Annotated in this window: 23 protein-coding genes and 2 tRNA genes; 10 read left to right on the top strand and 15 right to left on the bottom strand. The window is 66.6% G+C overall.

The features are described 5' to 3' along the window. The coding region (locus tag ACYYG1_RS16335) for a metal-dependent hydrolase (RefSeq protein ID WP_461211401.1) at nt 1-563 on the top strand (563 nt) is incomplete at its 5' end. Nucleotides 564-633: 70 nt separating this feature from the next. Beyond that, nucleotides 634-837, top strand: coding sequence for a hypothetical protein (locus ACYYG1_RS16330; RefSeq protein WP_461211400.1), 204 nt, complete (start codon nt 634-636; stop codon nt 835-837). A 79-nt stretch (nt 838-916) separates the two neighbouring features. On the opposite strand, the gene ACYYG1_RS16325 is transcribed toward ACYYG1_RS16330, so the two are convergent. From ACYYG1_RS16325 to ACYYG1_RS16310, 4 genes are all read right to left on the bottom strand, one after another. Continuing rightward, nucleotides 917-1,216 carry a hypothetical protein gene (locus ACYYG1_RS16325; RefSeq protein WP_461211399.1) on the bottom strand — a complete coding sequence of 100 codons (300 nt, stop codon included), beginning with the start codon at nt 1,214-1,216 and terminating at the stop codon, nt 917-919. Nucleotides 1,217-1,463: 247 nt separating this feature from the next. Continuing rightward, nucleotides 1,464-2,243 carry a DnaJ domain-containing protein gene (locus tag ACYYG1_RS16320; RefSeq protein WP_461211398.1) on the bottom strand — a complete coding sequence of 260 codons (780 nt, stop codon included), beginning with the start codon at nt 2,241-2,243 and terminating at the stop codon, nt 1,464-1,466. A gap of 25 nt (nt 2,244-2,268) precedes the next feature. Next, nucleotides 2,269-2,715, bottom strand: a complete 447-nt coding sequence (locus ACYYG1_RS16315; protein ID WP_461211397.1) for a YkgJ family cysteine cluster protein — start codon at nt 2,713-2,715, stop codon at nt 2,269-2,271. After that, on the bottom strand, nt 2,712-3,122 hold the full coding sequence (locus ACYYG1_RS16310; RefSeq protein ID WP_461211396.1) for a CoA-binding protein: 411 nt from the start codon (nt 3,120-3,122) through the stop codon (nt 2,712-2,714). Before ACYYG1_RS16310 ends, ACYYG1_RS16315 begins: the two co-directional genes overlap by 4 nt. 91 nt (nt 3,123-3,213) lie before the next feature. On the opposite strand from ACYYG1_RS16310, the gene mqnC reads away from it, so the two are divergent. Continuing rightward, a complete protein-coding gene (mqnC, locus tag ACYYG1_RS16305; protein WP_461211395.1) occupies nt 3,214-4,245 on the top strand; it encodes a cyclic dehypoxanthinyl futalosine synthase in 1,032 nt (343 codons plus the stop codon). Nucleotides 4,246-4,256: 11 nt separating this feature from the next. Then, nucleotides 4,257-5,012, top strand: a complete 756-nt coding sequence (locus ACYYG1_RS16300) for a glycerophosphodiester phosphodiesterase (protein WP_461211394.1) — start codon at nt 4,257-4,259, stop codon at nt 5,010-5,012. 86 nt (nt 5,013-5,098) lie between these two features. On the opposite strand, the gene ACYYG1_RS16295 is transcribed toward ACYYG1_RS16300, so the two are convergent. The 3 genes from ACYYG1_RS16295 to ACYYG1_RS16285 all read right to left on the bottom strand — a co-directional run bounded on the left by ACYYG1_RS16295 (nt 5,099) and on the right by ACYYG1_RS16285 (nt 7,508). After that, nucleotides 5,099-6,310, bottom strand: coding sequence for a murein transglycosylase domain-containing protein (locus ACYYG1_RS16295; protein WP_461211393.1), 1,212 nt, complete (start codon nt 6,308-6,310; stop codon nt 5,099-5,101). Between the two features lie 235 nt (nt 6,311-6,545). Continuing rightward, the gene (locus ACYYG1_RS16290; RefSeq protein WP_461211392.1) at nt 6,546-7,016 is read right to left on the bottom strand and encodes an HAD family hydrolase; all 471 of its coding nucleotides are present in this window, start codon (nt 7,014-7,016) and stop codon (nt 6,546-6,548) included. A gap of 171 nt (nt 7,017-7,187) precedes the next feature. Next, complete coding sequence (locus ACYYG1_RS16285; protein WP_461211391.1) at nt 7,188-7,508, bottom strand: hypothetical protein; 321 nt, start codon at nt 7,506-7,508, stop codon at nt 7,188-7,190. Nucleotides 7,509-7,690: 182 nt separating this feature from the next. Between ACYYG1_RS16285 and aspA the strand changes: the two genes are divergently transcribed. Then, nucleotides 7,691-9,103: an aspartate ammonia-lyase gene (aspA, locus tag ACYYG1_RS16280; RefSeq protein ID WP_461211390.1), complete on the top strand. Its 1,413-nt coding sequence runs from the start codon at nt 7,691-7,693 to the stop codon at nt 9,101-9,103. A gap of 84 nt (nt 9,104-9,187) precedes the next feature. Then, entirely contained in the window at nt 9,188-10,405 is a 1,218-nt protein-coding gene (locus ACYYG1_RS16275; RefSeq protein WP_461211389.1) for a M24 family metallopeptidase, read from the top strand. Nucleotides 10,406-10,591: 186 nt separating this feature from the next. Here the strand turns inward: ACYYG1_RS16275 and ACYYG1_RS16270 are convergent, their stop codons facing one another. The 3 genes from ACYYG1_RS16270 to ACYYG1_RS16260 are packed head-to-tail and all read right to left on the bottom strand — an operon-like array spanning nt 10,592 to nt 13,675. Then, nucleotides 10,592-10,933, bottom strand: coding sequence for a DsrE family protein (locus tag ACYYG1_RS16270; RefSeq protein ID WP_461211388.1), 342 nt, complete (start codon nt 10,931-10,933; stop codon nt 10,592-10,594). 37 nt (nt 10,934-10,970) lie between these two features. Next, complete coding sequence (locus ACYYG1_RS16265) at nt 10,971-11,858, bottom strand: PhzF family phenazine biosynthesis protein (RefSeq protein WP_461211387.1); 888 nt, start codon at nt 11,856-11,858, stop codon at nt 10,971-10,973. Then, on the bottom strand, nt 11,855-13,675 hold the full coding sequence (locus tag ACYYG1_RS16260; protein ID WP_461211386.1) for a protein-disulfide reductase DsbD family protein: 1,821 nt from the start codon (nt 13,673-13,675) through the stop codon (nt 11,855-11,857). The genes ACYYG1_RS16265 and ACYYG1_RS16260 overlap by 4 nt, the downstream gene beginning before the upstream one ends. A gap of 103 nt (nt 13,676-13,778) precedes the next feature. Here ACYYG1_RS16260 and ACYYG1_RS16255 point away from each other — a divergent pair. Further along, nucleotides 13,779-13,854, top strand: a tRNA-Lys gene (locus ACYYG1_RS16255). A gap of 110 nt (nt 13,855-13,964) precedes the next feature. Continuing rightward, nucleotides 13,965-14,040 (top strand) — tRNA-Lys (locus ACYYG1_RS16250). Between the two features lie 113 nt (nt 14,041-14,153). Here ACYYG1_RS16250 and ACYYG1_RS16245 read toward each other — a convergent pair. The 4 genes from ACYYG1_RS16245 to ACYYG1_RS16230 form a co-directional block, all read right to left on the bottom strand. Continuing rightward, nucleotides 14,154-15,965, bottom strand: coding sequence for a methyl-accepting chemotaxis protein (locus ACYYG1_RS16245; RefSeq protein ID WP_461211385.1), 1,812 nt, complete (start codon nt 15,963-15,965; stop codon nt 14,154-14,156). Between the two features lie 329 nt (nt 15,966-16,294). After that, nucleotides 16,295-17,218, bottom strand: coding sequence for a ketopantoate reductase family protein (locus ACYYG1_RS16240; protein ID WP_461211384.1), 924 nt, complete (start codon nt 17,216-17,218; stop codon nt 16,295-16,297). A 30-nt stretch (nt 17,219-17,248) separates the two neighbouring features. After that, nucleotides 17,249-18,181 (bottom strand): ketopantoate reductase family protein, encoded by a 933-nt coding sequence (locus tag ACYYG1_RS16235; RefSeq protein WP_461211383.1) that lies wholly within the window; start codon nt 18,179-18,181, stop codon nt 17,249-17,251. 113 nt (nt 18,182-18,294) lie between these two features. Beyond that, nucleotides 18,295-19,620: a (Fe-S)-binding protein gene (locus tag ACYYG1_RS16230; RefSeq protein ID WP_461211382.1), complete on the bottom strand. Its 1,326-nt coding sequence runs from the start codon at nt 19,618-19,620 to the stop codon at nt 18,295-18,297. Nucleotides 19,621-20,055: 435 nt separating this feature from the next. Here ACYYG1_RS16230 and ACYYG1_RS16225 point away from each other — a divergent pair, with 435 nt between their 5' ends. Together ACYYG1_RS16225 and ACYYG1_RS16220 are read left to right on the top strand one after the other, a co-directional pair. Continuing rightward, nucleotides 20,056-21,435: a glycosyltransferase gene (locus tag ACYYG1_RS16225; RefSeq protein ID WP_461211381.1), complete on the top strand. Its 1,380-nt coding sequence runs from the start codon at nt 20,056-20,058 to the stop codon at nt 21,433-21,435. A 62-nt stretch (nt 21,436-21,497) separates the two neighbouring features. Continuing rightward, nucleotides 21,498-22,343: a ribonuclease H-like domain-containing protein gene (locus tag ACYYG1_RS16220; RefSeq protein WP_461211380.1), complete on the top strand. Its 846-nt coding sequence runs from the start codon at nt 21,498-21,500 to the stop codon at nt 22,341-22,343. Between the two features lie 239 nt (nt 22,344-22,582). Here ACYYG1_RS16220 and ACYYG1_RS16215 read toward each other — a convergent pair whose 3' ends face one another. Next, complete coding sequence (locus tag ACYYG1_RS16215; protein WP_461211379.1) at nt 22,583-23,302, bottom strand: toll/interleukin-1 receptor domain-containing protein; 720 nt, start codon at nt 23,300-23,302, stop codon at nt 22,583-22,585. Nucleotides 23,303-23,600 lie beyond the last annotated feature (298 nt).

Raw genomic sequence — 23,600 nt, 5'->3', positions numbered from 1 at the left:
ACGTTGCGCGCCGGGCCGGGCTGTCCAGTCACGTTGCGCGCCGGGCCGGGCTGTCCAGTCACGTTGCGCGCCGGGCCTGGGCCTGCTACGAACCGGCGGACGGAGGAGACATGCCGGGATACAAGGGACATCTGATGGGCGGGAGCGTGTTCGCCGCCTGCGCCTGGGCCGGCGTGGCCCTGTGGCTGCCCTCGGGGGCGCCCGGGCCGCTTCTCGGGCTCGTGCTCGCGGCCGTGACCGTCATGGCCGCCCTGTTCCCGGACGTGGACACGGACTCCAAGGGCCAGGGCCTGTTCTATTCCATTCTCGCGGCCGTGGATCTGGGCCTGCTCTTTTACGGACAATACCGCTGGGCCGCCGTCCTGGGCTTCGCGGCCATGCTGCCCGCCCTGGGCCACCACCGGGGCTGGACCCATTCCTGGTGGGCCATGCTCCTGGTGCCCCTGCCCATCCTGCTGCTGCCCGTGCTCTTCTGGGGGCTGCCGCCCCTGGCCCTGGCTCCCTTCTACATCGCCGCCGTTCTCGGCTACCTTTCGCACCTTATTCTGGACGCCCTGTTTTGAACTGTGTGAAAAAAAGAATGATGCCCGGCGGCTATTGACGGCCGGGAGTGCGCTGGAATAGGTGAAGAGGATGCGCGAGATCTGTGCCCGTTGCCGCCATTGGCAAGCGCCCGAAGACGAACCCCTGTTCTGCGAGGTCAAGGGCCAGTGCCTGTTCCGCCCCCCGGGAGACAGCGGGGAGCACGCGGTGGAGTGTCTCACCGAGGCCTGCGGCTACTGCGAGTTCTTCGAGCTGGACCCCGATCTGCCGCCTCCCGCCGACGACGAATTCTAGCCCTCCCGGGGCATTGAAAAAGCCCGGAACCGCAACGGCGGTCCCGGGCTTTTCCACGCGGTCAAGCGGCCGGAGGGCCCTAGGCCTTTTCCATCTCCGGCAGCCAGTCGGTGAGCACCTCGGTGAGCTGCTTGGCCTGCTTGGCCGAGGAAATATTGAACTTGGACTGCAGGGTGTAGCGGCCGCCGCGCTTCTGGTAGCGTCCCACGCGGATCTTGGCGGGCTTGTACTCGCCCGTGCGTTTGTCCATCTCCTGGTACATGAACATGATGGTGGACCAGGACCCCTTGGTCAGGACCTCTTTCTTGAGTTCCTTGACCATGAGGATGCCTTCCTCGTCCTCCCAATTAATGGTGATGTCTTCGATGGTCTCGGCCATGCGTGGGGCTCCTTTGTTCTATGGTGATGGCGGCCGGAAGGGCCTTCGCGCCGCCCGTGCCGCTCGCTTCCCTCGCATGAATGGAATTGGAATGCAAGCCGTCCAAGCGGCCCAGAAACGCACGCCTGCTGCGTTGCTGCGAAAAAATCAAACCCTCGCGTATGGGAATACGCGTCGGTCTTGATTTATTCTTGCGCCTTGCATGCGCACATTTCTGGGCCGCTTGGCGAGGGCCGGGCTGAAAAAATTATCCAGCGAAGAGGCGTAAATACAGATCGCCTTTGAAAGGGCCGAGCTTGCGGCCCAGGCCGCGCAGGCGCAGGGGGCGGCCGATGACGTAGTCCGCGGGGATGGGGACCTCCACGGTGACGGGCGCGCCGCTCCAGGCGCGGCGGATGGTCAGGCGCACGATGTTGCCGGGCAGCAGTTGCGACGGGGCCAGGCGGATGGTCTGCTCGTCGTCCATCTGTTGGCGCAGCCAGTGGCGCAGGCCGCCGAAGATGCCACGCGAGACGTCCAGGTTGAGTTCCTTTTCGCCCCAGCGCAGGGCTAGGCTGCGGCGCTTGACAACCGTGGGCCCGGCCTTGGCGCCGCCCTTGCGCACCTGGCTGTAGATGTCCTCGAAGACCTTGCGCGCGAAGGGGTCCGAGAGGATGTTCTTGATGACGTCCTCTTTGCGGAAGCTGAAGGTCTTGCCCTGAGCGGCCTTGGCGCCGTTCTTGGGCGCGGCCTCGGTCTTGGGCCCGGCCTTGGCCTGGCGCTCGTAGCGGCGCGCGCCCTCGGCCTGCGCCGCCGTAGGCTTGCCGGGCTTGCCGGGCTTGGGGCGCGGGGGCGGTTCGTTGGCCAGGGCCTGCTTCAGCAGGACGTAGGCCTCGTTCACTTCCTGGAAGCGGATGTTGGCGTCGGGATCACCGGGGTTGAGGTCCGGATGCAACTCGAAGGCCCGGCGCCGAAACGCCGCCTTGACCTCCTCCATGTCCGCTCCGGAGCGTACCCCGAGCACCTTGTAGCATTGGCGTATGTTCACGCCGTTTCTCCCCCTGGCGTCTCCCTCAGTCCGGAATGTTCGTCAGCGCGGCGGGCGCGTCGGGATCGCCTGCGTCCACGTCCAGGGAGCGCACGTAGGCCGTTCCCTGGCGGCGGAATTCCGCATGCCCGGCCCGGGCGTTGATCCCCGGGCAGTCCGACTGGGCCATTTTCCAGCTCGCCTCGTCCACTAGGTTGCCCCGGAAGAAGGGCCAGGCCCGGCAGACGTCCGGTCGCCCCGCATGCACGGTGCACCCCGAGTCCGCGTCATAGAACACGCAACGGTTGTCCTCTCCCGTGGCCAGGCGCACGCGCCCGCCCACGGTCTCCGCATAGCGCGCGAGCATGGCCTCCTCGGTCATGCCCAGGTGCGCAGCCAGACGCACGCGATCCTTGGCCGCGAGCACGATGCCTCCCTGTCCCTCGCAGCAGGTTCCGCACATCCGGCATTCGAAAACTTGGATTTCGCTCACCCGAAGAGTCTCCGGTGTTCCACCATCAGGCAGGCGTCCTGCACCACCGTGACCCCGGCGGGGGCGAGCAGCTCCGCGGCCTCGCGGCTGGCGATGCCCGCCTGCATCCAGAAGCACGCGGGCCTGTGCTCCAGCTCCAGCACCTCGCCCGCGTGGCCCGGGCAATACTGGGGCGCGCGGAACACGTCCACCAGGTCCACGGGCTCGGGCACGTCCAGGATGGACGGATAGGTGGCGAGCCCCCAGACATCGGTGCGCTTGGGGTGCACGGGAATGACCGTGAACCCGGCCTCCATGAGGTAGCGGCCCACGCGGTCCACGTCCTGGCCGGGCTTGTCTTTGGCGCCGATGACTGCGATGGTCTTGACCTTTGCGAGCAGCGCCTTTAGCTCATCGTCGAACAGCATGAATTCTCCGGGGCCGGTGTTGGTTTCCCGACCGACTTTTTTTCATCTTCGAAAAACACGACCCCGTCAAGGATTAGCCCCGGGAGGGAGCATGACAGGACGCATCTCTCCGCAGGAAGCCCTGCGGCTGTATGATACGCACAGCGTATTCGAACTGGGACGCCTGGCCCATTCCAGGCGCATGGAGCTGCATCCCGATCCCGTGGTGACGTATATCGTCGACCGCAACATAAACTACACCAACGTCTGCATCTCCGGTTGCAGGTTCTGCGCCTTTTTCCGGGCCCCGGGCGACCCCGAGGGCTACGTGCTGACCCGCGGGGAACTGGCGCAGAAGGTTCGCGAAACAGTGGACCTCGGCGGCTACCAGATTCTTTTGCAGGGCGGCATGAACTCGGACCTTCCCCTGGAGTTCTACGAGGACATGCTGCGCTTTCTGAAGGGCGAATTCCCCACCGTGGCGGTGCATGGCTTCTCGCCCTCGGAGATCTGGTACCTGGGCGAGGCCACGGGCCTAGGCCCGGCCGAGGTCATCCGCCGCCTGGTGGACGCGGGCCTGGATTCCATCCCGGGCGGGGGTGCGGAGATCCTCACGGACCGCATGCGCAGCTCGGTCTCGCCGCGCAAGTGCACCACGGACCAGTGGCTCGGGGTCATGCGCGAGGCGCATCTCCAGGGCCTGCGCACCACGGCCACCATGATGTTCGGCCAGGGCGAGGCCGTCGAGGAGCGCGTCGAGCACCTGGAGCGCATCCGCGCCCTGCAGGACGAGACCGGCGGGTTCACGGCCTTCATTCCCTGGACCTTCCAGCCCGAGAACACGCGCAACCCCATGCCCGAGGCCTCCAGCACCGAATACCTGAAGACCCTGGCCCTGTCGCGCCTGTACCTGGACAACGTTCCGGGCATCCAGGCCTCCTGGGTCACCCAGGGGCCGCAGATCGGCCAGCTGGCCCTGTTCTGGGGGGCCAACGACTTCGGCTCCACCATGATCGAGGAGAACGTGGTGGCCGCCACGGGCGTGCATTTCCGCCTGCCCGAGAAGAAATTGCGCCGCCTGGTCTCCTCCGCGGGCTTCATCCCGCGCCGCAGGACCATGGACTACACCCTGTTGCCGGACTGAGAGGTCCCGCCATGCCCACATTCGATTTGACCGGCCCCCTGTGCTGGGCCCACCGGGGCTACAGCGCCCGCTGCCCCGAGAACACCCTGCCCGCGTTCCGGGCGGCCCTGGACGCCGGGGTCCACGGCGTGGAGCTGGACGTGAACCTGTCCCGGGACGGCGAATTGGTCGTCATTCACGACGAGACCCTGGACCGCACCACCAGCGGCGCGGGGCCGGTGGCCGCCCTGACCCTGGCGGAGCTGAAGGGCCTGGACGCCGGGTCCTGGTTCGGCCCGGATTTCGCCGGGGTCCGCCTGCCCACCCTGGAGGAGGCCCTGGACGTGCTCGGCGGCAAGCTGCTCGTGAACATCGAGATCAAGCCCGAGGCCCGCCGCGCGGGCGCGGACGTGGAGCGCCGGGTCCTGGAGACGTTGGCGGCCCGGGGCCTCAAGGATTCCGTCATCATCTCCAGCTTCGACTACATGGCGCTGATCCGCCTGCGCGGCCTGGACGAGGACATCCGCCTGGGCCTGCTCCTGGAAGGCACCGAGGACAACGTGGACTACCGCGCCCTGGCCTCGGCGGTGGAGGCCTTCTCCCTGCACACCCGCGCCGACGTGCTCTGCCCCGAGGTGGTGGACATCTTCCACGACGACGGGCGGGGCGTGTTCTGCTGGGCCCACGGCGGCCGGGACGAGGGCGCGGCCATGGACCACGCCCTGGCCTGCGGCGCGGACGGGTTCTTCGCCAACGACGTGGAGCTTTTTTTACGGAAAGTCGGCTAAGCCAAGCGGCCCGACGACCCCAAGACACGGCCCCCGCGCGTCATTGATGCGCGGGGGCCGTGTCTTTGCCTGTCCGGGGAACGGGGCTAGCTGCCCGCGACCCCCACAAAAAGCTTCTTGTTCTCCACCACCTTGTACAGGTAGCGCCGGGTTTCCTCGTAGGGCAGCTTGGCGCGCAGGTGGTCGTAGACCTGGGCCGGGGTCAGGGCGTTGATGCGCGCGGCGGCCTGGGCGCGGTCCTTGTGGAAGCTGCGCAGCACCGCGCCGGACCCGCCGTTGTAGGCCGCGATCATGCAGTATTCCCGGGACACCGGGTCCGTGATTTTGTTCAGGTGCCGGGTGTCCAGGATGTGCAGGTAGGCCGTGCCGTAGAGGATGTTGTTCTCGGCCTGGAACAGGAATTCCTTGTCCGGCTTGCCCGTCTTGCCCGTGAGGAACTTGGTGACCTCGGCCCCGGCCGAGCGGGGCACGATCTGCATCAGCCCGAAGGCCGGGGCCCCGGACACGGCGAAGGGGTTGAAGTCGCTCTCGGTCTTCATCACCGCGTAGATCAGGTTGCCGCTGACCCCGTATTTCCCGGCGTTCTCCTTCACCAGGGAGGCATACTTGGCCGCGCGCACCTGCAGATGGTCCCTGACCAGGCGGAAGGTCACGCCCGTGGCCCGGACCTTGCCGTCCTTGGTCTCCACCTCGCGGGTGGTGACGCCCTTGGCCAGCAGGGCGTCGGCGAAGCGCGCCGCGCGCCACTCCCAGCGGATGTCCTTGCCGTCGAAGTCCTTGACCTCGCCCAAGAGGAAGGGCGTGTCCCCGAGCTTGATCTCGCTGTCCGAGTAGAGGTCCAGGGAGCGCGGGTCCGCCGGGGCCAGCAGGGTGGTCACGATGGCCGTGCGCAGGCTGGCCGTGGGGTCCTTGGCGTCCACTGTCTCCACGCTGACCAGGCCGGTGTCGAAGTTCACGCTGGCCCGCGAGAGGTAGTTGCGGGTGTATTTGACGTATTCCTTGGGCGTGGGCTCGCGGGTCTCGTCCTTGCCCCAGGCGTCCTCAACGGCCTTGCGGAAGGCGTCCAGGCGCTCCTTGAACTGCTTGAGGTCCCAGGCCAGGGCCTTGGGGTTCAGGGCGTAGCGCGTGGCCTTCTCCGCTGCCATGACCTGGGCCCCGGCCACGTCCCCGGTGGCGATGATGCGCGCGGTGCGGACCACGTCCCCGGTGGAGCAGGCCGTGAGGGGCACGGCCAGCAGGGCGGCCAGCAGGGCGGCCGCGAGGGTCGGGCGGGAAAGGCGGCGGGGGCGAAGGGACATGGCGAAACTCCAAGGCGTTGGGCGATGCGCAAAAGGACCAAGCCCATTGTGCCCGGGTTGCGCTCCGGGGTCAAAAAGGCGCGAGTAAGAAATTTCCCGTGTCACTCCCAGGCCGCTCCAAAATAGTGAGATGCAAGGCGCAAGGAAAAGGCAAGACCGCCGCGTATCTCAATACGCAAGGTTTTGCCTTTTTCGCAGCAACGCCGCAGATCGCTGTTTTGGGGCGGCCGGGGGGCTAGGTGCGCAGGGTGGCGATAAGGCGCTGGGGCCTGAGCAGCAGGTTCAGGGCGTCGCGGATGTCCGTGCAGACCACGTCGGCCGCGGCCACGGCCTGGGCGCACGCGCCCTCGGCCTGGATCAGGGCCACGCCCAGGGCGGCCTCGGCCAGCATCAGGCGGTCGTTGGCACCGTTGCCCATGGCCGCGGTGCGCCCGGGGCCGAGGTGGCGCACGAAATTTCGCTTGGCCTCGTCCTCCCCGCCCGGAGGCAGCACGCGCACGGTGAGCGGCAGGCCCCGCAGCAGCTCGGCGGCCTTGCCGTGGGTGTCCGCCGTCACGGCGTGGATGGCGAGATTCGCGGCCAGGGAGGACAGGGGCGGGACCAGCCCCGTGAGAAGTTCGCCGTCCGCGCACAGGGTGCCGTTGAGGTCCAGGACCAGGTGCTCCAGGACCAGGGGGGCGCGCCCGGGGATGTCGAAGTGCAGCATGCCGGTCCCTCCTGCGGGGGCTAGGCCAACCCGATAAAAATCCTTTCACGCAGACCGTTCAAAAATAGCGCTTCGCTGAGATGCAAGGCGCAAGAAAAATGCAAGACTGACGCGTACTCCCTGTACGCGAGGTTTTGTATTTTTTGCAGCAACGCCGCAGATTGCTGTTTTTCAACGGGCTGCCAAGCCCATTTCCAAGGCCTTGTCCAGTTCTTCCAGAATGGCCCTGCCGCGCGCCGGGTCGGGCGTGCTGAGGAGTTCGTCCACCAGGGCCGGGGCGATGAGCGCGGGATCGTAGTCGATGCTCGCGGTCATGGTGAACACGGACAGGTCCACCTTCCTGATGCCCCGGGGCAGGTCCGAGGGCTTCTTCAGGTCCGCCACGCCGGGCACGGACAGGATGCCCGGGCTCACGCCGAGCTTCAGGCTGCCGGGGGTGTGGGATTTGATGCGCAGATGGTCGCAGGCCGAGAACAGGAGCTGGAAATCCATGTCGCGTGAATCCTTGGTGTTGCGGTTCACTGGCGCGGTGCCGGGGGATGTTCGCCTGTTCTAGTGCACGGGGCGCGCCTTGGCAAGATGTTGCCCAAGGGCCGCGACCGGCGTACTCTCCCGCCTGGGGCTCTGGGGCCCCGCCAAGCAACACGGCACCTGCACTCAAAAGGAGTACGCACATGCTCGACGTTCGGGTGGAAAAGGACAGCCTGGGCACCCGTGAAATCCCGGCGGACTGCTACTACGGCATCCAGACCATGCGCGCGGTGGAGAACTACTGCCTCACGCGCATCCCCATCTCCCACTACCCCATGTTCATCTACTCCCTGGCCTACATCAAGCGCGCCGCCGCCGCGGCCAACGCCTCCCTGGGGCTCCTGGACCCGGAGCTGGCCATGGCCATCCAGCGCGCCTGCGACGACATCCTGGACGACCAGCTGCACGACCAGTTCGTGGTGGACGTGATCCAGGGCGGGGCGGGCACCTCCACCAACATGAACGCCAACGAGGTGGTGGCCAACCGCGCCCTGGAGATACTGGGCCGCGAGAAGGGGGACTACGCTTTTCTGTCCCCCAACACCCACGTGAACATGTCCCAGTCCACCAACGACGTGTACCCCACGGCCCTGCGCATCACCCTGATCCTCAAGATCCGCAGCCTGCTGGAGGAACTGGACGACCTGGCCCTGGCCATGGAGCACAAGGGCCGCGAGTTCTCCGACGTGCTCAAGATGGGCCGCACCCAGTTGCAGGACGCCGTGCCCATGACCCTGGGCCAGGAGTTCATGGCCTGGGGCGTGACCATCCGCGAGGACATGCAGCGCCTGGCCGAGGCCCAGTCCCTGGTGCACGAGATCAACATGGGCGGCACGGCCATCGGCACGGGCCTCAACGCCCACCCGGACTACCGCCGCTCGGTGACCGAATACCTGGTGGCGGCCACGGCCCTGCCCCTGGTCTCGGCCCAGGACCTGGTGGAGGCCACCCAGGACACCGGGGCCTACGTGCAGCTCTCGGGCGTGCTCAAGCGCGTGGGCGTGAAGCTCTCCAAGATCTGCAACGATTTGCGCCTGCTGTCCTCCGGGCCGCGCTGCGGGTTGAACGAGATCAACCTGCCGGCCATGGCCCCGGGGTCCACCATCATGCCCGGCAAGGTCAACCCCGTGATTCCCGAGGTGGTCAACCAGGTGGCCTTCACGGTCATCGGCGGCGACACCACCGTGACCATGGCCGCCGAGGCCGGGCAGCTGGAGCTGAACGTCATGGAGCCGGTCATCGCCCATACCCTGTTCAGCAACCTGGACCTGCTCATCAACGCCTGCCGCACCCTGCGCGAGAAGTGCGTCACGGGCATCACCGCCAACCGCGAGCGTTGCCGCGACCTGGTGCAGTGCAGCATCGGCCTGGCCACGGCGCTGAACCCCTACATCGGCTACGAGCGCGCCTGCGACGTGGCCAAGAGGGCCCTGGCCGAGGACCGCAGCGTGGCGGACATCGTGCTCGAGGAGGGCATCCTCAGCGAGGAGGAGCTGGAGGACATCCTGCGCCCGGAGAACATGATCGCGCCCCGGCCGTTCCGCAGCCCGCGCTGAGGGCCTGATGTGGTTGCGGGAACAAGGGTTTTCCCCTAAGAGGGAGAATGCTTGGTGCGCAACCTGAAACATAAGGGAATCAACATGTTGACAGCCATAGAGACCCTTTCCCGCCAGGAGCTGGAACTGCGCTGGGCGCGCTGCCGCTCCATGCTCGACACCCTCGCGCCCGGGGCCGGGGGGCTGCTGGTCTTCTCCCGCGTGGCCCTCTATTACCTGACGGGGCACGTGGGCAACGGGATGTTCTGGCTGCCCCTTGCGGGCGAGCCCGTGCTCCTGTGCCGCAGGGGCCTGGAGCGGGCCAGGCTGGAATCCTCGGTGAGCGCCATCCTGCCGTATCGTTCGTACAAGGACGTGCGCGGCATCCTGGCCGAGGCCGGTTCGCCCATGGGGGCCGTGGCCGCCGTGGAGATGAACGCCCTGACCTGGCCCATGGGCCAGAAGCTGGCCGGGGACCTGGGCGACGTGAAACTGGTCCCCGGGGACATGGCCCTGTCCATGGCCCGGGCCAAGAAGACCCCCTGGGAGCTGGCCCGGATGCGCGAGTGCGGGGCCAGGCACCACAAGGCCCTGCACGACCTTCTGCCCCGGCGCATCCGCCCGGGCATGAGCGAGCGGGACGTCGCGGTGGTCCTCTGGGAGATATTCTTCTCCCTGGGGCACACGGGCATCATCCGCATGAGCGGGGGCGGCGAGAACTTCATGGGGCCGGTGTCGGCCGGCGAATCCGCCAACTATCCCCACGTGTTCGACGGCCCCGTGGGCCTGCGCGGCGCGCATCCCTCCACCCCGTTCATGGGCGACGCGGGCACGGTCTGGCAACAGGGCCAGCCGCTGATCTGCGACGTGGGCTTCGCCTACAATGGCTACGTCACGGACAAGACCCAGGTCTTCTGGGCCGGGGCCGAGGCCGCCATTCCCGACGAGGCCCGGCGCGCCCATGACTTCTGCAAGCGGGTGCAGGACCGGCTGGCCGGGCTCATGGTGCCCGGGGCCGTCCCCGACGAGCTGTACGCCGAGGTCATGGCCGACCCCGAGGCCCGCGAACTGGCCAAGGGCTTCATGTCCCTGGGCGGGAACAAGGTCTTCTTCCTGGGCCACGGCATCGGCCTCGTCATGGACGAGTTCCCGGTCATCGCCGCCAGGGTCAGGACGCCCCTGGAAGAGGGCATGGTCATCGCCCTGGAGCCCAAGTACGGGGTCGAGGGCCTGGGCATGGTGGGCGTGGAGAACACCTTCGAGATCACGGTCCACGGCGCGGTGAGCATCACCGGGCGGGAGGACGGCATCGTCTGCATTTAGCAGGCGGTTGAAAAACGCACGATCGCTGCGTTGCTGCGAAAAATGCAAAACCTCGCGTAGCGGAAGCGTTGGTATACGCGTCGGTCTTGCATTTCTCTTGCGCCTTGCACTCGCACGCTTTTGAACCGCCTGCTCAAGGCGGTGAGGAGACAGTATAAGCGGCCGCCCCCAGGGGCGGTCGCTTTTTTACGGCTTGATGTAGGTGAAGCCCTTTTGCTGGAGTTGCGCCAACTCCAGGATGCCCCCGGGCACGGGCTCGCAGCCCGGCACCAGGTCCCCGGGCTGGATGGCGAACTTGGCCATGGCGTTCTCGCACACGCGCACGGCCACGTCCTGGCCCAGGATCCCGGCCACGGCGTCGGCGAATTCGGCGTCCTTTCTGGCGAACTGTGCGGCCGGGCCGTTGAGGACCAGGACCAGCTCGCGCTCCGGGGCGGGCACGGGGGCCACGGTGTTGGCGATGTTGGACAGGGCGATGTTCATGCAGGTGGCGTCGTGGTCCACGTGGAAGACGATTTCGTAGCGCATGGTCGGACTCCGGGCTGTGGGTTGGTGTCTGCGTGGTTCAGTCGAAGGTTCCCCTGGCCGTGAGGCAGACGTCGCCGCCCACGAGCACGCGCTCCGGGGCCTCGGCGTCGCCCTGGACGCGCACGGCCATGGAGCAGGGCCGGTGGCAGAATCTGCCCTGGCTGATGAACAGGGGCTCGTCCGGGACGGCCAGGCCGTGGCACACGAGGTAGGCCCCGGCGGGCCCGGCCGCGCTGCCCGTGGCGATGTCCTCGCTGGCACCGAGGTTGTCCCAGCTGCGGCCCTCGCGCGTGCCTACGTCCAGGGGATAGGAAAATTTCGCGCCCACTGCGGCCAGCCGGGCCTCCAGGTCCTGCACGGCCACGCGCACCCGCTCCAGGCCGGAGCGAAGGGGCAGGAACAGGTAGGGCAGGCCCGTGGATACTACCTGCGCGGGCAGGCCCGGGGCCAGGTCTTCCGGGCCGAGGCCCAGGGCCGCGAGCAGCGGGGCGGTCCGCTCCGGGGACAGGGGCGGGCCGAACTCCGGCCTGCCCTGGTCCATGAGGGCCGCGTATCCGCCGTGGTTGCGCGTGGTGCGGACGTCCACGGCCCCGGCGTTGAGGTGGAAGGTCCAGGCCTCCCGCTCCATGCCGCCGCGCTCCTCGTGCAGCACGCAGGCCGCGCCCAGCACCGGGTGCCCGGCGAAGTCCAGTTCCTCGTCCATGGTGAAGATGCGCGCGCGCACGGCCCCGGGCCGCGGGCCGGGCGTGAGGAAGATGGACTCGAACTGGCGCATTTCGCGGGCCAGGGCCTGCATGGCGGCCGCGTCCAGGCCCTCGGCTTCGGGAAACACGGCCAGGCCGTTGCCCGCCAGGGGCAGGCGCGAGAATACGTCCGCTTGGCGGAAGCGCAGGCCCGAAAGGGCGTTGTGGGTTGGTGCGGTCATGGGGCGTCCAGGGCTTCTTTGAGCGCCTGCTCCATCTGGGCGGCCGTGAATAAATCGCGCAGCACCAGGGGCGAACGCCAGCCGTCGCCGGGCGGGAACACGGCCACCACGGGGATGGACTGGCTGCCCAGGGCGCGCAAGAGCGCCAGTCCCTCGGGGTGCTCGCGGGTCAGGTCCACCTGGACGAGGGTCAGGCCGAAGCGCGCCCGCCAGCCCGCGAGGTTGTCCGGGGACAGGGCCGTGTGCTCCAGCAGCTTGCAGTTGGGGCACCAGTCCGCCGTGAAGTCCACGACCACCGGCCCCTGGCCCAGGGCCGCGCGCAGGGCCGGGGCGTCGAAGCGCTGCCAGGGGTCGGGCGTCGGGGCGCGTCCGAACAGGGCCACGGCGGCCAGCGCCACCAGGGCCAGGGCGATGAGGCGCAGGCCCAGGCGGCGCGGTGCGGGCAGGGACAGGTGGGCCCACTTGCCCCATATCCAGGAGGCGAAGGCCACGGCCAGGAGCAGGGTCAGGGCGGGCAGGAGCATCGTCCGGGGCAGGATGGACAGGAGATAGAGCACCGTGCCCAGCAGGAAGAAGCCCACGCCCGCTTCCAGGTAGCCCATCCAGGCCCCGGGGCGCGGGAACAGGCGCACCAGCCCGGGCCGGGCGCACATGATCAGGAACGGCGCGGCCATGCCCAGGCCGATGGCCAGGAACACGGCCAGGATGACCGGGGGCGGCTGCAGGAGCACCCAGCCCAGGACCCCGCCCAGGAACGGGCCGCTGCACGGGGTGGCCAGCAGGGTGGCCAGGACGCCCGTGAACAATGCCTGGAGGCGGGGGCTCCCGCTCTGCGAGCCGGCCTTGAGGTCGATGACCGGCAGGTTCCAGACCCCGAACAGGGCCAGGGCCAGGGCGAAGACCACGGCGGCCAGGCCCAGGATCAGCCCCGGGGACTGGAACAGCTCGCCCCAGGCCAGGCCCAGGGCCGAGAGCAGCCCGCCCAGAAACAGGAAATAGGCCAGGACTCCGGCGGAAAAGAACAGGTTGTGCTCGCGGAAGGCGCGCTTGCGCTCCTCCTTGTCCTCCTCGGCGGCCCCGGCCAGGAGCGCGGAGAGCTTCAGGCTGACCACGGGCAGCACGCAGGGCATGAAGTTTAGGATGAAGCCCGCCAGCAGCGCCAGGCCCAGGGCGGGCCAGAGGCTGGTCACCTCCAGCTCGGGCCGGAAGTAGCGCGGCGCGAGATCGAGGTCTTGGACCCCGGCGGGGGGCGCGGCGACGCCGGGCGCGGCGGCCTTGGCGTCCGCCCCCAGGTGGAACCGGTACCAGAAATAGTCGCGCGCGTCGGGCAGGGCGGCGCGGTCCACCCCGGTCAGGGGCAGGGACAGCTCCTCTCGCACGGGCAGGCAGTTGGCCTCGGAGCACACGCCCATGGACAGGGTGCCGGACAGGGCCCGGGCGTCCTCGGGCGGCGCGCCCAGGCGCACGAAGATCGGGGTCGGCCCCTCGTAGATCCGCACGGTGAGGGCGGGATCGAAGGCGTCGGGCACGGCCTTGCCCTCGGGGTAGACCACGGGCAGGGGCGCGCCGCCGTCCAGGGCCACGGACAGGACCATGGGCATCCCGGCCTGGCCCGACGGGTTGGCGTAGGCGTGGCGGCCCGGCCCGGGATCCAGCCAGAGCACGGCCAGCAGCCCGCCGTCCCCGCCCTCGCGGAACAGCTCCCAGCGCAGGGAATAGGCGTCGCCCTCCGCTCCGGCCGCGCTCTGGGGCCGGAAGGGAACGAGGAGGGCCAAGAGGGCCAGGAGCAGGATCAGGGCATGTTTCAGGCGAGGCATTACGACTCGCACAATGCCACGGCGCGTAAAAATCATAAAGCTGAAAATTTTGAGTTGACAAAATGCCTCCCTGGGACCTAAACAGACTTCCCCTACGCGGGACGGGCCATTAGCTCAATTGGCAGAGCAGCTGACTCTTAATCAGGAGGTTCGGGGTTCGAGTCCCTGATGGCCCACCACAGCAAACAAGGCCGCTTCCATCCGGAAGCGGCTTTTTTTGTTCCCTTTGCGCGCGCGGTGTTGACAAGAGGCCCGCTTGGGACCTAAACAGACTTCCCCTACGCGGGATGGGCCATTAGCTCAATTGGCAGAGCAGCTGACTCTTAATCAGGAGGTTCGGGGTTCGAGTCCCTGATGGCCCACCAAGAAAAAGCAAGGCCGCTTCCATCTGGAAGCGGCCTTTTTCGTGCCCGGACGCCGGCGCGGAAAATGGCCCGGAGCGAACCCCGGGCCCTGGTTTCCTGCGCCTTGGCCGGGATCAGGAATTCTTCAGTTCGTTCACCAGTTCGCCGAGCTTGGCGAGCTGGGACGTGAGTTCCTGGATGGCGTCGGTGGTCTGCTGCACGCCCTGGGTGGTGTCATCGGTGATGCGGTTGATCTCCTCGATGGAGCGGTTGATCTGCTCCGAGGTGGCGGACTGCTGCTCGGCGGCCGTGGCGATGCTCTGGATCTGCTCGGCGCTCGATTCCACGCCCGTGACGATCTCGCCCAGCACCTGGCCGGATTCGTTGGCCAGGGTCACCACCTTGTCCATCTCCTCCACGGCCTGCTCCACGGAGTGGATGCTCTGGCGCGCCCCGCTCTGGATGGCCTGGATGGACTGGCCCACCTCGCTGGTGGCCTGCATGGTCTTCTCGGCCAGCTTGCGCACCTCGTCGGCCACCACGGCGAAGCCTCGCCCGGCCTCGCCCGCGCGCGCGGCCTCGATGGCCGCGTTCAGCGCCAGGAGGTTGGTCTGGTCGGCGATGTCGCTGATGACGTTCATGATGTTGCCGATGGCCTCGGTCTGCTCGCCGAGGTGGGACATGTTGTCCTTGAGCTTCAGGGACTGCTCCTGGGTGCTCTGCATGGCCAGGATGGACTGGTTCACGATGTTCGCGCCCTTCTGGGCCTTGTCCCTGGCCTGGGTGCTGACCTCGGCGGCCTCGCCGGAGTTCCTGGCCACCTCCAGCACCGTGGCGTTCATCTCCTCCATGGCCGTGGCCGTCTCCGAGATCTGCGCGGCCTGCTGCCCCGCGCCGCGGCGGATTTCGTCGGCCTGGGCGGCGATCTCCTCCGATGCGGCCGTGACCCCGGCCACCACGGCTTCGAGCTGCGCGGCGGCGGCCTGCATGCCCTCGCTCTTGGCGCGCTCGGCCGTTTCGCGGGCCTTGCGGGCGTCCTCGGCGGCGATCTCGGCCTCGCGGGCCTTTTCCGTGGCCGCGGCCTTGTCCACCTCGATCTGCTCGATGTTGGTCCGAAGCGTGGAGATCATCGTGGCCAGGGCCGTCTCCAGGCGGGTGATCTCGTCCTTGCCCTGGGCCCGCACCTTCACGCTCAGGTCGCCCTCGGCCACGTGCGCCGCATGCTCGGTGACCGCGTTGAGCGGCTTGGTGATGCTCCTGATGATGGCGATGGACAGGGGCAGGATCAGGAGCAGGAAGACCACGCCGATGGTCACGCCGATGGTGATGAGCGCGGTCCTGGTGATGCCCTCCAGGCGCGTCTCGATGCGTTCGCGCTCCGAGTTGATGGAGTCGATGTAGATGCCCGTGCCGATCCAGAAGTCCGTGCCCTCGATCATCGCGGCGTAGGCCAGCTTGGGGCTGGGCTCCTCTTCGCCGGGCTTGGGATACCAGTAGGTGATGAACCCGCCCCCGTCCTTGGCCTTGGCGATCATCTCGCGGACCATGAGGTTGCCTTTCTTGTCCTTGATGTCCAGGCGGTTGGTGCCTTCCAGCTTCTTGGCCACGGGCAGGGACACGGTCCGGCCCTTGGTGTCGTAGACGAAATAGTAGCCGCCGTCTTCGTACTTAGCGGGCTCCACCGCGGCCCGTATGGCGTCCTCCACGTTCGTCCCGTCCTGCCTGGCCCGTTCACAGACCTCCTTGAGCTCGGTGGCCATGGTCTGGATGGAGAACTTGAGAGTCCGCTCATAGCCCGCGCGCATGGCGTTCTTGGCTTCGGACAGGGATTCGGCCTTGATGGTGTTCATGTAGAAGGAGAAGGCGCCACACACAAGGAGGGTGAAGACGGTGGAGAGGATGAGGAGCGATGTCACTCGCAAGGAAACCGAAAATCGTCGTAACATGAAATCCTCCAAAGATTTGTTGGTTTTCGATATTTTCTCTTTATATTCTTTGATTGTAAAGGCCTGAAATGCATGAATGATCATTGGTTTTGGCGGGAGGGTGGGTTTTGCCCAGGTTTTCCGGGCCTGGAAACGGAAGCTGTGTTGGGGGAAAATCACAGCGCCTCCCAGGCCGCGTGTGGCGGGGCCTCGGAGCGGAACGGGGAAACGGGCGTCGTTGAGGGGGCAGGGCGGGCAGCGTCCCGTGTCGCGCCTGCGGCGGAAGGGAAAATCGCGGGGCGGGGAAACGGGGCGGCCCCGGCCGGGGCCGCCCCGTGGCGTTCGAGTGATCAGCCCGCGTGGCCGTTGCGCGCGTCGATGGTCTTCATCAGGGCGTGCATGGTGCGGGTGCGCGGGAAGTCCGCGTCGGATTTGGCGTAGCGCAAGACGCCCCCGGAGATGGCGTCGGTCTCGGTCTTGCGCCCGGCGTCCAGGTCCTGGAGCATGGAGGGGCGCACGGTGGCGTCGCGCGTGAGGATTTCGATGGCGTGCCCGAAGGCCGCCTCGCGGTCGATGGTCACGCCCGCGTTGGCCGCCGCGTCCGCCGCCTCCATGAACAGGGCGCGCAGCAGCTCCAGGCCGTGGGGGTCGGCCACCAGTTTGCCGTTGGGCAGGCCCGTGAGGGCGGCCGTGGGGTTCATCATGGCGTTGATGCAGAGCTTGTTCCAGACGGCCGGGCGGGGGTCGTCCACCCACTGGGCGTCCAGGCCCGAGGTCAGGGCCTCGCCCACCCAGCTCATGTCGCGGGCCCGGGCCCAGGGCCCGGCGATGACCGTGGAGCCCTTGGTGGACGCGTCCACCACGCCCGGGGCCAGGCGCGTGGCCCCGAAGGCCGCGATGCCCACGGCCAGGTTGTCCTCCCCGAAGATGGGGGCCAGGGTCTCGGCGTTGCCCAGGCCGTTCTGCAGGGTCAGGCACACGCCCTCGGGCTTCAGGGCCCGGCGCACCGGGGCGACGGCCGCGCTCTGGTGGGTCTTGACCAGGACGATGACGAGGTCGCAGGGCGAGAGCTCGTCGGGGTCGTCGCTGGCCGCGGTCAGGGGGAAGGTCCTCTCGGTTCCGGTCCAGTCCGGGGCCAGGCGGATGCCCTCCCGGCGCAGGGCGTCCAGGTGCGGCCCCTTGCGGCCGAAGGCCTGGATCTCGTGTCCCGCGTCGATGAGGTGCGCCCCCAGGGAGCAGCCCAGGGCGCCGCAGCCTGCAATGGTGATGAGCATGGTTTCTCCGTAAGGCTATGGGTTGGGACGTCAGCCGTCGTCCGTGAATCCGTTTTTCGCGTCGATGGTCTTGATGAGACTGTACACGGTGCGGGTGTGAGGGAAGTCGCCGTCGGATACGGCGTGGCGCAGCACGGCTCCGGATATGGTCTCGATTTCGGTCCTGCTCCCGGACATCACGTCCTGGAGCATGGAGACGCGGTTGCCGGCCTGGGTCCTGGCCCGGGCCATGGTTTCCTCGAAGGTGTCCTCCAGGCCGTCGATGGCCACTCCGGCGTTGACGGCGGCCTGCGCGGCCTCGTTGAACAGGGCATGCAGCAGAGGCCGCGCGTCGGGGGAGTCCGCCAGCGCGTCGGTGGTCATGCCCGTGAGGGCGGCGGTGGGGTTCAGCATGGCGTTGATGCAGAGCTTGCGCCAGATGGCCGGGCGGGGATCGCGCATCCAGGTCGCATTGAAGGCCGAGGCCAGGATCTCGCCCACCCAGTCCATATCGCGCGCACCGGTCCACGGCCCGGCGAAGATCAGGGTCGAGGGGCTGGAGCCGTTGACAACCCCGGGACCCAGGCGGGTGGCGTTGATGGCGGCGACGCCCGCGGCCAGGTTGTCCTCGCCGAAGATGGGGGCCAGGGCCTCGGCATTGCCCAGGCCGTTCTGTAGGGTCAGGCAGACCCCGTCGGGGCGCAGGGCCTGGCGCAGGGGGCCCAGGGTGCGGTTTTGATACGTCTTGACCAGCACCATGAGCAGGTCGGCGGGTTCGAGATCCGACGGCTCGTGGCTGGCGGCGGCCAGGGGGAAGGTCCTTTCGGTTCCGGTCCAGTCAGGGGTCAGGCGAATGCCGGTGCCGCGCAGGGCGTCCAGGTGCGGGCCCTTGCGCCCCAGGGCCTGTATCCGGTGCCCGGCGTCCATGAGGCGGGCGCCCAGCAGGCAGCCCAGGGCGCCGCAGCCGACAATGGTGATGAGCATGAAAACCTCCGTAATTCGGTATAGTATGTCACCGATGATGGCAAAGCAAAAGGGCCGCGCCAACCCTCGAGCGCGGCCCCCAGGTGTGGAGGGCGGGAACTGGTTCCCTGGACCTAATACTCCGTGTCGTCCAACTCCACCCCGAACTTTTCCCACTGGGCCTTGGCCTCGGCCTCGCCCCTGGCGACCTCCTCCTCGTTCCAGGGTTCCAGGACCAGGGTTTCGGCCACCAGCTGCCAGATGTACTTCACCTCGTAGTCGCAGTCGTAGAACTTGGGCAGGCGGCGCATGATCTGGTCGCGGCAGTTGGAGCAGCCCACCACCACCACGTCGGCGCCGGTGCGCTTGATCTGGTCGTACTTGAAGCGCCCCTCCCAGGCCGACTCGCTCTCGAAGGGCATGGGCCACATGCCCCCGCCCGCGCCGCAGCAGTAGTTCAGCTCGCGGTTGGGAGTCATGTCCACGAAGTTGTCCACGCACTGGCGCATGATCCAGCGCGGCTCCTCGAAGAAGCCCTTGCCGAAGTGGCGCATCAGTTCGCGGCCGTGCTTGCAGGAATCGTGGAAGGTGAAGACCTTGCCCGCGTTGCGCGAGGGGTCGAGCTTGATGCGCCCCGAGCGGATGACGTTCACCAGGTAGTCGTAGAGGTAGATGTATCCGGCGGTGTTGTTGGGGTCCTCCATCTTGCACTTTTCCATGCCCGTGCGGCAGCCGTAGGACCCGCCTCCGCAGTCGGGCATGATCATGCGCCCGATCTCGTGCTTGTGCATGTAGTTGATCTTGCGCTGGGCCAGGAACCTGTTGGCCTCGTAGTTGCCCGTGAACAGGGCCCAGTCCACGGCCTCCCAGCCTTCGCTGGGCACGGTCCAGTTCTCATGGGCCGCGTAGAAGATGGTCCACCACCAGTACTGGTCCTCGAAGTCGCCGTAGACCTCCTTGGAGTTGGGGAAGAACAGGTAGTCCGCCCCGTCCTTGTCCACGGGCACGTGGAACCCGGGCAGGCTGTCGTCGGCCAGCTCCTGGCCCAGCTCGGCCAGGCCCTGGAGATATTCCTCCATGGGAATGGCCAGGTTGTTGCCGGTGTCCACGTTGTTCTGCGCGCCCTTGTGCAGGGTGCCGGGCACCTTGTCCCGGGGGCGCAGGTGCTTCATGTGGGCCATGATGGCGGGGATGTCGATGGCCATGGGGCAGGCGTAGGCGCAGCGCCCGCAGCCCGTGCACAGCCAGGGGAAGCTGGTCTCCACCACCTCGTCCACCAGGCCCATGGCCAGCATGCGCAGGATCTGGCGGGTGTTCAGGCCGCCCACCTCCTTGGCGCCCGAGATGGGGCAGCCGTTGGAGCAGGTGCCGCAGATCATGCAGGTGGAGAAGTCGTACTTGTCCAGGTGTTCCCGGACTTCCCTGGGCAGTTCCTTGGGTTCCAGTACCGCCGCTTCCATGTCGTCTCCCTCCGTCGGCTGTTTCCGGCGGGCGCGACAAAGCGCCCCGTCCCGGCTGTGCGGGGCGGACGCCTCTCCTTGCCCGTGTGGAGGCACAAAGGATGCCTGGATGCGACAATGCAGGAATTGCACGGAGTTGGCGTGGAAAGGGGCTCCGGAGGCCGGATCATGGCGGCTTGGAATCCAGAAATTTTGTCTGTTTTTGCAAGAATTGTCTTGCCCGGCGAGACAGGGACGGGCCGCGCCCGCATGGGCCCTGGCCGCCGCGGGGCCGCGCCGGGCAAGACGTGAGAACAATTCTCCGGATTTTCTGGATAATTTCTAACCGCGCGCTTTCGGGGGCGGGTCCGGTTTTGCCGGGCCGCGCATTGTGTGCTAGGCTGACGGCGGTGCTGTTTCAGCGTCACGACTCAAGCTGTGGAGGAAAAGGAGCGCATGACAGGCGCGTCCAGGCCAGGCCTGACAGAGGCCACGCTCAAGGCCCCGGTGGACCCCGGGGCGTACGCGGAGTTCATCGGCCAGGCCAAGGTGGACGAACTCCGGCGGCTGGCGGAGCCCCTGCGGGGCAGGGGCTGGGCCAATGTGAATTCCTCTCTGGCCGGGGGCGGGGTGGCCGAGCTGCTGGGCTCCATGCTGCCCCTGGCGCGCGGCCTGGGCATCGACGCCCGCTGGTACGCCATGCGCGCGGGGGACGAGTTCTTCCGCGTGACCAAGAAGTTCCACAACCTGCTCCAGGGCCTGCCCCAGGACCTGACCCTGGAGGAGGTCTTCCAGGCCTATCTGGAGACCATCGACGCCCGCTCCCGCGAGGCGTTCATCACCTCGGACCTCGTGGTGGTGCACGACCCCCAGCCCGCGGCCCTGGTCATGAACGGCGTGCTCTACGGCAACGTGCTCTGGCGCTGCCACATCGACACCTCGGCCCCGGACATGACGGTCTGGCGGTTCCTCTTGCCCTACATCAACCACTGCGCGGGCGCGGTGTTCACGCGCAAGGACTACGTGGGCCCGGGCCTGCAAGTGCCCGTGTACCAGGTGTATCCGGGCATCGACCCCCTGGCGCGCAAGAACCGGCTCCTGACCCGCGCCCAGGCCCTGGACGTCCTGGCCCCGGTGTTGGCGGACCTGGACGTGGACCCGGAGCGGCCCATCCTGGCCTGCGTCTCGCGCTTCGACCCGCACAAGAACCAGGCCGACGCCATCCGGGCCTTCCGGGAACTGCGCAGGGAGTCCCGGCGCGACCCGGCCCCGTATCTGATCCTCATGGGCAACAGCGCCGACGACGACCCCGAGCAGGGCGGGGTCTTGGCCGGGCTGCGCGAGCTGGCCGGGGACGATCCGGACATCCGCTTCCTGGTGGACGCGCCGGACAACGACGCCGTGGTGGGCGCGCTGATGCGCGCGGCCCGGGGGCTGGTGCACGCGGCCACGCGCGAGGGCTTCGGCCTGGTGGTGGCCGAGGCCCTGTGGCAGGGCACCCCGGTCATCGGCGCGCGCGCCGGGGGCATCCCCCTGCAGGTCCTGGACGGGGAGACCGGGCTCTTGGCCGACCCCGGGGACGTTCCGGCCCTGGCCCGGGCCATGGCTCGCATCCTGGACGACGCGGACCTGGCCGAGGCCCTGGGCAGGCGGGGCCACGAGCACGTGCGCGGGCGTTTCCTGATGCCGCAGACCGTGGAGCGCTACCTGCGGCTCATGCGCCACTACGCCCGCGTGGACCGCGAGGCCCCGGACTTCCGCCTTTCCGAGCTGACCTATTCCGAGGTCATCGGGGCCATGCGCCCCAGGCCGCCCTTTTTCCCGGACAGCGAGTAGCGCGCCGGGCCGCCCTTTCCTTTCCCCGCCCTCCGGGGTATGACCCCGGCCTGGGAGAAATCATGCTCGAACACACCTTCTGTCACGTCCCGCGCGTGGGCGCGACCACGGAACGCAAGTATTGGGACTGCGGCCTGCGGCGCTGGGAAGACGCCCTGGGGCCCGAGGGCGACGCCGTGCTGGCGGGCAAGGCCGTCTGGGTGCGGCAGTTCCTGGACGAATCCCGGGAGCGCCTGGCCGCCGGGGACGCCCGCTGGTTCGAAGAGCGCCTGCCCTCGGGCGAGGCCTGGCGGCTGTACGGGGCCTTTCGCGACCGCGCGGCCTACGTGGACATCGAAACCACGGGCCTGGGCTTCGGGGACGACCACATCACCACCATCGCCCTGTGCGCGGGCGGCCGCATCCGCACCTACGTGCACGGCCGCAACCTGGAGCAGTTCCAGGACGACATCCGGGAATACGACCTGCTGGTGACCTTCAACGGCAAGTGTTTCGACGTGCCGTTCATCGAGCGCGAGATGAAGCTCCGCCTGGACATGGCCCACGTGGACCTGCGCTACGTGATGAAGAAGGTCGGCCTGTCCGGCGGGCTGAAGCTCATCGAGAAGCGCCTGGGTTTGGATCGGGACGGCCTGGAGGGCGTGGACGGCTACTTCGCCGTGATCCTTTGGAACGAATACCAGAACACCGGCAATCCGGCGGCCCTGGAGACGCTCCTGGCCTACAACGCGGCGGACGTGGCCGGGCTGGAGCGGCTGTGGTGCCACGCCTACAACGTGCTGGCCGGGGAGACTCCCGGCGGCCCGCCCCCCCTCGAACCCGCCCCCCAACCCCAACTGCCCCACACTCCGGACAGGGAGCTGGTGCAACGCCTCATGGCCCGGCACGGGCTGTGGGCGGGGTGCTAGACGGGTTGTTTGTTTGGTTTTCAAAAGGTCGTGGGTTCAATCGCCTCCCCCGTTCCATTATTTAAATTCCAAGAAAATACAGTTTTGTTGAAGAAACTAGATGGTCTTTATTCTGTTGGCGATCAACCGGATGACCAACCTGTTGTTGGCAAAAATGTTTAATTGCAGAATAAAGTTTGTATTGTCTGTGTTTGGGGGGATAAGAAAAGATTGGGTGTTTGGCAGAGAACTGCTTGGATCTAAACTTTTTCAAGTACACGTGCGAGCTTGCGAGCAACAGCTTTAACTCCTTCGTTTGAGTTGGCTGCCAGCTTGTCTGCCAGCGAGGGGCTATATCGCAGTATGTCTTGTTGTGTTATCCTATGCCATACGGGAAGGATGACTTTGGTCCCTTGCATTTCTCGGGCAGTCAATCCGTCCAATTCATATTGAGGCCAGTTCTTTTCGAGAAAACTAGGAGATAAGACGACAATCCCATAACGCGAGTTGGCTAAACCTTTGTTAATTGCCCTACGCAGACTATCACCAACCTCCAATGTAAATTCATCATACCAAACTAAGAATCCCATTTGTTTGAGCTCTTCAGCGAGCTCGCGGACGAAGCTTTCCTTGTCTTCGCTGGCATGAGATATAAAAGCATCATATCCAACGTCATCAGGTGGTGTATCGGATGCCTTGAAATCACGATCATGAAGTCTATGCATTATTCCTGTGTGAAATGAAAAGGCTTCGTCTGCTGAAGGAAACTTATTTTTTGTATATAAATTCATTGGTGTTGAACCGCAAATCACCCACCACTCCGGATCATCAACTTCGGTGGTCTTTACTGACAAAACCACATCTTCCATTCCGAAAAGAGTAAATGATTCTTCAAAATCAACAGAGAGTACTTCAGTCTTGCCTTCCATTTTAACATATTCGGCAGCTCTAGCCTTCAACTCATCTATGTTTAAGGGCATTTTAATCTCCTTCGATTGACAGAGAGTATCACGGTGATTCGTAAATCAATATCGGTAATTTTAGCCCTTTCTCCCTAGGTCAACCATCCGGCCAACCAAACGCCTTTAGCACCTATCCAAAATCACAGAAATTTTTGTTGACTGCAAAATAAAAAGTTACAGTATGTCAGCTAGTCACGCGCACCTTCTGGTATGACATTTAAGGGGCTGTTAGTTCGCATAGTGTACAGAGATAGTATTCACCTGACACTGCCGCCCCTGGCGGGGTGATTTCTAGGCGGCCGCCTCGGCCGCCTTT

It is taken from the genome of Desulfocurvus sp. DL1XJH-121, from assembly GCF_054819825.1.
Note: the sequence above shows the minus strand (reverse complement) of the source record. Positions and strands in the feature narration are given on the sequence as shown.

Coding starts and splice junctions, on each gene's coding strand:
- aspA (WP_461211390.1), top strand. CDS start 7,691: ATGCTCGACGTTCGGGTGGAAAAGGACAGCCTGGGCACCCGTGAAATC.
- ACYYG1_RS16245 (WP_461211385.1), bottom strand. CDS start 15,965: ATGTTACGACGATTTTCGGTTTCCTTGCGAGTGACATCGCTCCTCATC.
- ACYYG1_RS16230 (WP_461211382.1), bottom strand. CDS start 19,620: ATGGAAGCGGCGGTACTGGAACCCAAGGAACTGCCCAGGGAAGTCCGG.
- mqnC (WP_461211395.1), top strand. CDS start 3,214: ATGACAGGACGCATCTCTCCGCAGGAAGCCCTGCGGCTGTATGATACG.
- ACYYG1_RS16285 (WP_461211391.1), bottom strand. CDS start 7,508: ATGGATTTCCAGCTCCTGTTCTCGGCCTGCGACCATCTGCGCATCAAA.
- ACYYG1_RS16290 (WP_461211392.1), bottom strand. CDS start 7,016: ATGCTGCACTTCGACATCCCCGGGCGCGCCCCCCTGGTCCTGGAGCAC.
- ACYYG1_RS16235 (WP_461211383.1), bottom strand. CDS start 18,181: ATGCTCATCACCATTGTCGGCTGCGGCGCCCTGGGCTGCCTGCTGGGC.
- ACYYG1_RS16215 (WP_461211379.1), bottom strand. CDS start 23,302: ATGCCCTTAAACATAGATGAGTTGAAGGCTAGAGCTGCCGAATATGTT.
- ACYYG1_RS16310 (WP_461211396.1), bottom strand. CDS start 3,122: ATGCTGTTCGACGATGAGCTAAAGGCGCTGCTCGCAAAGGTCAAGACC.
- ACYYG1_RS16270 (WP_461211388.1), bottom strand. CDS start 10,933: ATGCGCTACGAAATCGTCTTCCACGTGGACCACGACGCCACCTGCATG.
- ACYYG1_RS16220 (WP_461211380.1), top strand. CDS start 21,498: ATGCTCGAACACACCTTCTGTCACGTCCCGCGCGTGGGCGCGACCACG.
- ACYYG1_RS16240 (WP_461211384.1), bottom strand. CDS start 17,218: ATGCTCATCACCATTGCAGGCTGCGGCGCCCTGGGCTGCTCCCTGGGG.
- ACYYG1_RS16275 (WP_461211389.1), top strand. CDS start 9,188: ATGTTGACAGCCATAGAGACCCTTTCCCGCCAGGAGCTGGAACTGCGC.
- ACYYG1_RS16260 (WP_461211386.1), bottom strand. CDS start 13,675: ATGCCTCGCCTGAAACATGCCCTGATCCTGCTCCTGGCCCTCTTGGCC.
- ACYYG1_RS16295 (WP_461211393.1), bottom strand. CDS start 6,310: ATGTCCCTTCGCCCCCGCCGCCTTTCCCGCCCGACCCTCGCGGCCGCC.
- ACYYG1_RS16300 (WP_461211394.1), top strand. CDS start 4,257: ATGCCCACATTCGATTTGACCGGCCCCCTGTGCTGGGCCCACCGGGGC.
- ACYYG1_RS16330 (WP_461211400.1), top strand. CDS start 634: ATGCGCGAGATCTGTGCCCGTTGCCGCCATTGGCAAGCGCCCGAAGAC.
- ACYYG1_RS16325 (WP_461211399.1), bottom strand. CDS start 1,216: ATGGCCGAGACCATCGAAGACATCACCATTAATTGGGAGGACGAGGAA.
- ACYYG1_RS16265 (WP_461211387.1), bottom strand. CDS start 11,858: ATGACCGCACCAACCCACAACGCCCTTTCGGGCCTGCGCTTCCGCCAA.
- ACYYG1_RS16225 (WP_461211381.1), top strand. CDS start 20,056: ATGACAGGCGCGTCCAGGCCAGGCCTGACAGAGGCCACGCTCAAGGCC.